A 6,463-nucleotide genomic window follows, 5' to 3' on the forward strand; every position below is an offset into this window, starting at 1 on the left:
CCACATGTTTTTTTCTCATAACGAATCATCACGTTTTCAGTTCGAACGGATTGGTATTCGGTGGGAGCTGAATCAGTGGTGCAGTGTTGTCCGGTAAAGGCGCATTCACATTCTGTTCTGCAAATTTTAGCTGAGAATAGACCGCTTGTTGCTCAATCGTTTGGCGTTCGCCTTGTAAAATCAGTTGTAGATTATCCAATAAAGCGATATGTGTAGCACAGTCGGGAATATCATTAAAACGGTTAGAAATCAGTACCACCGCCATTTGTTCGCTAAGTTGTGCCATCACCTCTTGCCAATAAGCGACTGAGGCTTGGTCTAACCCTTCAAAAGGCTCATCTAGAATCAATAAATCCGGTTCGCTGACCAACATTTGGCAAAATAGCACTTTGCGACTTTCGCCGGTCGAGAGCTGAATAAACGGGCGATCTAATAACGGTTGAATCCGTAATTTCGCCGCATATTCCTCGCATAATTGCGTTTTTTCACTACCATTTAAGATAATTTGATGGGCGGTTAAACCAAAGTCATCGGGTGAAACCATATCATTATTTCGGCTTTTAAAAATTTGCTCAATGATCTTTTGTTGCTGCTCAAAAGAAAGTAAGGCGATATGTTAGAAACTGTTTTGATATTCGCCCGAATATAACGAAAGTGAATTGTGTAATGCTTGTGCAAAGGCGGTTTTGCCGGAGCCGTTACCGCCAACGATTACCCAAAAATCGTGAGTTTTGATTTCCAGTGATTCAATCGACAGTTTATTGTGTTGAGCAAGGGAAAATAAGGCGTTGTGAATGTTGATGTTTGGCATATTGTGTTCCTGAAATGACATAAAACAACGCATACACCGAATAATTATGATAGATGAGTGTATGCGAAATTTCCCGTTAAGAAATGTGTTTATTGTTAGAGTTGTTTACCCACCACAAACCAATCGGCACGTCCGTTAAGGAAGTCTTGCACAGACATCGGTTTTTTGCCGGAAGGTTGTAATTGCGTGATATTTAACACACCGTCTTGCGTAGCAATTTGGATACCGTTTTTATCCACTTGTAAGACCGTACCGGCAACCTTAGCTTGATGCGGTAACACATTCGCTTGATACACTTTGACACTTTGCTCTACACCGTCCACCTCTAACGTGAGGAAGCTAATCGGCCACGGGTTAAACGCACGAATATTGCGTTCCAACTGACAAGCGGTCAAATTCCAGTCTAATTTTGCTTCCTCTTTTGAAAGTTTTTCCGCATAGTTGGAAAGCGCTTCATCTTGTTTTTCCGCTTTAAACGCTTGGCTTTCCAAACCGTTTAACACCTCTAATAACGCCGGCGGTGCAAGTTCGGCTAATTTTGCATATAATGAAGCGGAGGTTTCGTCTGCAGCAATCGGTGTGGTAACTTTGTGTAACATATCGCCGGTATCTAAGCCAATATCCATTTGCATAATAGTCACACCGGTTTCTGGATCACCTGCCCAAATAGCACGTTGAATCGGTGCTGCACCACGCCAGCGTGGTAATAATGAACCGTGTACATTTAAGCAACCGTATTTCGGCGCATTCAGTACCGCTTCCGGCAAGATTAAACCGTAAGCTACCACGACCATTACATCCGCATTTAATGCTTTTAATTCCGCTTGTGCTTCTTCGTTGCGTAAGGATTTTGGTTGATATACCGGAATGTTATGTTGTTCGGCTAATTGTTTAACTGGGCTGGTTTGCAGCTTTTTGCCCCTACCGGCAGGTTTATCCGGTTGAGTATAAACCGTGATCACATTATGTTCTGAATCTAATAACGCTTGTAAGTGTTGTGCGGCAAAATCAGGCGTGCCGGCAAAAATAATATTAAGTTTTGACATAATTTTTTATTGATAAGTGAATGGATAACGGAATTGTAACAGAAGAAATGCAGTAACTGTGTTTCATGCTCAACATTTTTAACCACGGAATGCGCAGATTGCACGGAAGATAGCGCTCGTATCCCGACGGGTGCTGATAATTATTGATATATGAAAAATACAGGCTCGCGTCAGAGACGAGCGCCATTAGGGGGATATTTGAAAAGCTGCAGAAGGGGTAATTATAACGAACCGCGTTCTTTATAATATTTCACAGCGCCTGAATGGAGCGGAGCGGATAGTGCATTTTTGACTATTTCCGCTTCGGATAAATGGGCAAATGCGGATGTGATTTTTTGAAGCGATCAAAGTTTTCGAATACCGCTTTCACCACTCTGTAAACTTGTTCTTCACTTACATCGCTTGACGTGACTAACGTTGCATAAACCTCAAAAGAATCGACCGCTTGTTCAACATTTTTATAAACGTTAGCGGGAATAGTTGCTTTAGCGTAATAACCTTGTTCCTCCACTAATTTGCTCACAACATCATCAGCAACCGGAATTACACGAATATCACAACTGTTAGCCGTTTCTTTTAACGCAACATTCAGGTGACCCACATTATAACTAATCGCATCTACATCTTTCTCGCACAGTGCTTTGCCCATGTCAGCTGGCGTGAGTTTTAATGCTTCTTTAAAATTCGCTTCCGTCCAGCCTTTGGTTTTTAGTAGAACATTCATCGTTGCTTGTGTACCGGAACCGTCCACGCCGACATTCACTTTTTTACCTTGTAAATCATCGACTGATTGAATAGCGGAATCGTTGCGTACTACTAAGGTAAACGGCTCGGGATAAATCGAGAAAATCGCACGTAGTTTATCGTTCTGTTTGCATTCAAATGAACTGGTACAGTGATAAGCATGATATTGCCAATCCGACTGCACAATCCCCATTTCTAACTGACCGTTCGCAATTTTATTCAAATTATCAACCGAAGCATCGCTGGCAAGCGCTTTACAAGCGGTGTGATTTCCACTGCGATTGGCAAATTGCATTGCCGGTCACGAAATAAAGTCCGGTGTCACTGCCTGTGCCTAATTTAATTTGGGTTTGTTCCGCTTGTGCGAAGCCCGCAAGTAGTATTGTAGCTAAGAATGAGAGTTTTGGTGGGATTTTCATGGAAATTTCCTCAAAATAGAATGGTGTTTGCCAGTTGAAGATATCTTTTTTTGTACAATATATGCAATTTTCTTCTCTATTTTTTAACCGCAAGCGGTCAAAAATCGCCAATTTCTTGCAATTGGGGTATGATCTAAATTTTTATTGAGCATGGTGACAATGGAATACTTTATCCCTCAGCAGTCGGTGATTTTCGAAGAAGAGATCAAAAAGAGCCGATTTCTCACATACTTACGTCATACGGAAGGTATGGAACAGGCGAAAGCGTTTTGGGCGGAAATGAAAATGCTTCATCCTCAAGCTCTCCATTGGTGCTGGGCGACGGTGGGGGGGATGCCGAATGATTCGCAACAATACGGTTTTTCGGATGACGGTGAGCCTTCCGGTACTGCCGGTAAACCGATGCTAAATTATTTATTAGGTTCAGGGCTGGGTGAAATTACCGCAGTTGTAGTGCGCTATTACGGTGGGATTCAATTAGGTACCGGCGGTTTGGTTAAGGCATACGGTGGCGGCGTGCAACAGGCATTATTGCAAGTGGAAAAGCAGCGCAAAGTGCTGCGCCAAAATTACCGCTTGGTATGTGAATACGATCAATTCAACACCGTGCAATACTTGCTGAATAGCTACGATATTGAGCTGCTTGAGCAGCATTTTACCGATGTGATTGAGCTAAATTTAGCGATTAATCCGGCGGATATTGCGCTGCTAAGCGAACAATTGACGCAACGTTTCTCCGGTAATTTGCAGCTTAACAAACTGGATTAATTTATGTATGGGCGTTTTTTTGCTAAAATTCTGCCTTATTTAACCGCTTATAGAAACACTTTGAGGACTTTGTGCAGTTTTTAACTATTATCCGCATTGTCGGAATTTTGGTAATGAGCTTTTCGGTTACGATGCTTTTACCGGCGTTTGTCGCACTGATTTATGGTGATGGTGGTGGCCGAGAATTTTTACAATCGTTCCTACTCACATTTTCGGTCGGTGCACTTTTATGGTGGTTTTGCCGAGATCGAAAAGAAGAACTCCGTTCACGGGAAGGTTTTTTAATCGTGGTCTTGTTCTGGGTGGTACTTGGCTCATTAGGGGCAGTGCCTTTTATTATTTTAGAGCACCCGAATTTAAATATCAGTGAATCGATTTTCGAATCGTTTTCAGGGCTTACTACCACCGGTGCAACGGTGATCACCGGTTTGGACAGCTTACCAAAAGCGATTTTATTCTATCGCCAGTTTCTGCAGTGGTTGGGCGGTATGGGGATTATCGTATTAGCGATTGCGATTATTCCGCTAATCGGTTTGGGTAAGTTATACCGAGCCGAAATGCCGGGGCCGTTAAAAGACCAAAAAATGCGCCCTCGGATTGCGGAAATTTCCAAGTTACTTTGGCAGATTTATTTCACTTTAACCGTCTTATGTACCCTCGCATTTAAAATGGCGGGGATGACATGGTTTGATGCGATTTGTCATAGTTTTGCCACGATTTCTAACGGTGGCTTTTCAACGCATGATGCAAGTATGGGCTATTTTAACAGTGGCGCAATTAATCTGATCACCGTGGTGTTTTTATTAATTTCGTCCTGTAACTTCGGGCTACATTTTGCCTTAATCGACCGTTTGAAAGATAAAAATAGCAAAAATACCGGCAATATGTTTAAGCGTTTATATTGGAAGGATTATGAGTTCCGCTTATTTACTTTTATCCAGTTGAGCTTATTTTTAGTTTGCTTGGCAATTTTAAGCGGTTATAACTATTTTGAAGATTCGCAGATGACTTTCCAGCAAGCGTTATTCCAATCGGTCTCGATTTCAACCACAGCCGGTTTTACCACCAATGATTTCAGCCAATGGCCGTCATTTTTACCGATCTTATTGGTGATGGCATCATTTATCGGTGGTTGTGCCGGCTCAACCGGCGGCGGTTTGAAAGTGATTCGTGTGATGTTACTGTATCTGCAAGCTAATCGAGAAATTCACCGCTTCGTGCATCCTAATGCCGTGAAACCGATCAAGCTAGGTACGCATATTTTTTCAGATCGCATTGAAGAAGGGATTTGGGCATTTTTCTCTGTTTATGTTTTTGTGTTTATTATGTGCTGGCTTGGCAGTATTGCCTTTGGTATGGAAACTTTTGATGCATTTAATGCGGTGATCGCCTCATTAAATAATCTGGGGCCGGCACTAGGCAGCGTAAGCAGTAACTTTACCCAAGTACCGGACGGCGCTAAATGGGTGCTGACGATTGCGATGGTTTGCGGACGTTTAGAAGTATTTACCTTATTGGTTATTCTAAGTCCGGTGTTTTGGAAAGATTAATCATAAAAACGGAATGAATAAATGAAAACTCTAATTCTCTATTTTACGACGGACGGGCAAACTCAGCGTATCGCACAAGCGATTGCCGCTGAAATTGAGCATGAAGTGGAATTGGTTTCACTTAAGCAACAAGCGGTCGATTTTGCCGAAAAACTTGCAAGTGCCGATCAAATTGTGATTGGCGCTTCGATTCGATACGGGCATTTTGATCAAATGGTGTATAAGTTTATTGAGCAGTATCATCCACTGCTTAACCAAAAAACTTCTGCATTTTTCAGCGTAAATTTGACTGCGCGTAAAGAGAATCGTAAAACGCCAGAAACCAACGTTTATACCCGTAAGTTTCTGGCGAAAATTAAGTGGAAGCCGACAAAAGTGGAGGTGATTGCCGGTGCGTTGTTATATCCTCGCTATACGTTATTTGATCGCCTCTGTATTCAGTTAATTATGAAATTAACCAAAGGCGAAACGGACGCAAGTCGAGAATATGAATATACAAATTGGCAACAAGTTGCGCAACTTGGACAAATGTTAGACAAACTCTGATGAGTGTAAATTTAGTTAAATATGTTAATCGGATTCTAACGTTTGCTTTAGAATCGCCCGCCACTGCCTAATAGTGGGCATAGAGTGTTTTATTTTTCAAAGGAAAAGCAAATGAGTATCTTAAAAGACTTTCGTGAATTCGCCGTTAAAGGTAACGTAGTTGATATGGCTGTCGGTGTGATCATCGGTGGTGCATTCGGTAAAATCGTATCTTCATTAGTAAGCGATGTAGTAATGCCACCTATCGGCTGGTTAATCGGCGGCGTAGATTTTAAAGATCTTGCAGTTGAAATCGCACCGGCAAAAGAAGGTGCTGAAGTGGTGATGTTAAAATACGGCGCATTCATCCAAAACGTATTTGATTTCTTAATTATTGCAATCGCAGTATTCGGTATGGTTAAAGTGATCAACAAACTTAAAAAAAACTGCAGAAGTAGAAGCTGCACCGGCTGAACCGTCAGCAGAAGAAAAATTATTAACAGAAATCCGTGATTTATTGAAAAAATAATTCGGATAAAAAAGAGGGAGCGTAAGCTCATCTTATCTAAGGAATAAAAAATAGCGAGTAGATTACTCGGT

The 6,463-nt window shown here is 41.8% G+C and carries 4 protein-coding genes and 3 pseudogenes; 4 read left to right on the forward strand and 3 right to left on the reverse strand.

The genetic code is table 11. From position 1 onward, the window contains the following. The 3 genes and pseudogenes from HMPREF0027_RS12965 to HMPREF0027_RS00345 all read right to left on the reverse strand — a co-directional run. Window positions 1-811, reverse strand: a pseudogene (locus tag HMPREF0027_RS12965) (ATP-binding cassette domain-containing protein); the annotation flags it as partial. Window positions 812-906: 95 nt separating this feature from the next. Beyond that, window positions 907-1,857 carry a methionyl-tRNA formyltransferase gene (fmt, locus tag HMPREF0027_RS00340; protein ID WP_005621094.1) on the reverse strand — a complete coding sequence of 317 codons (951 nt, stop codon included), beginning with the start codon at window positions 1,855-1,857 and terminating at the stop codon, window positions 907-909. A 221-nt stretch (window positions 1,858-2,078) separates the two neighbouring features. Next, window positions 2,079-3,020 (reverse strand): annotated as a pseudogene (locus HMPREF0027_RS00345) (TAXI family TRAP transporter solute-binding subunit). A 159-nt stretch (window positions 3,021-3,179) separates the two neighbouring features. Here HMPREF0027_RS00345 and HMPREF0027_RS00350 point away from each other — a divergent pair. The 4 genes and pseudogenes from HMPREF0027_RS00350 to mscL all read left to right on the forward strand — a co-directional run bounded on the left by HMPREF0027_RS00350 (window position 3,180) and on the right by mscL (window position 6,392). Next, window positions 3,180-3,788 (forward strand): YigZ family protein, encoded by a 609-nt coding sequence (locus tag HMPREF0027_RS00350; protein WP_044024184.1) that lies wholly within the window; start codon window positions 3,180-3,182, stop codon window positions 3,786-3,788. Between the two features lie 71 nt (window positions 3,789-3,859). Further along, window positions 3,860-5,338 (forward strand): TrkH family potassium uptake protein, encoded by a 1,479-nt coding sequence (locus HMPREF0027_RS00355; RefSeq protein ID WP_005621105.1) that lies wholly within the window; start codon window positions 3,860-3,862, stop codon window positions 5,336-5,338. 21 nt (window positions 5,339-5,359) lie between these two features. Next, entirely contained in the window at window positions 5,360-5,884 is a 525-nt protein-coding gene (gene hemG / locus HMPREF0027_RS00360) for a menaquinone-dependent protoporphyrinogen IX dehydrogenase (protein ID WP_005621107.1), read from the forward strand. A 111-nt stretch (window positions 5,885-5,995) separates the two neighbouring features. Next, a pseudogene (gene mscL, locus HMPREF0027_RS00365) lies at window positions 5,996-6,392 on the forward strand (large-conductance mechanosensitive channel protein MscL). Window positions 6,393-6,463: the final 71 nt, after the last annotated feature.

The sequence above is a fragment of the Actinobacillus ureae ATCC 25976 genome (assembly GCF_000188255.1).
In the GTDB taxonomy this organism is placed as follows: Bacteria; Pseudomonadota; Gammaproteobacteria; order Enterobacterales; family Pasteurellaceae; genus Actinobacillus; species Actinobacillus ureae.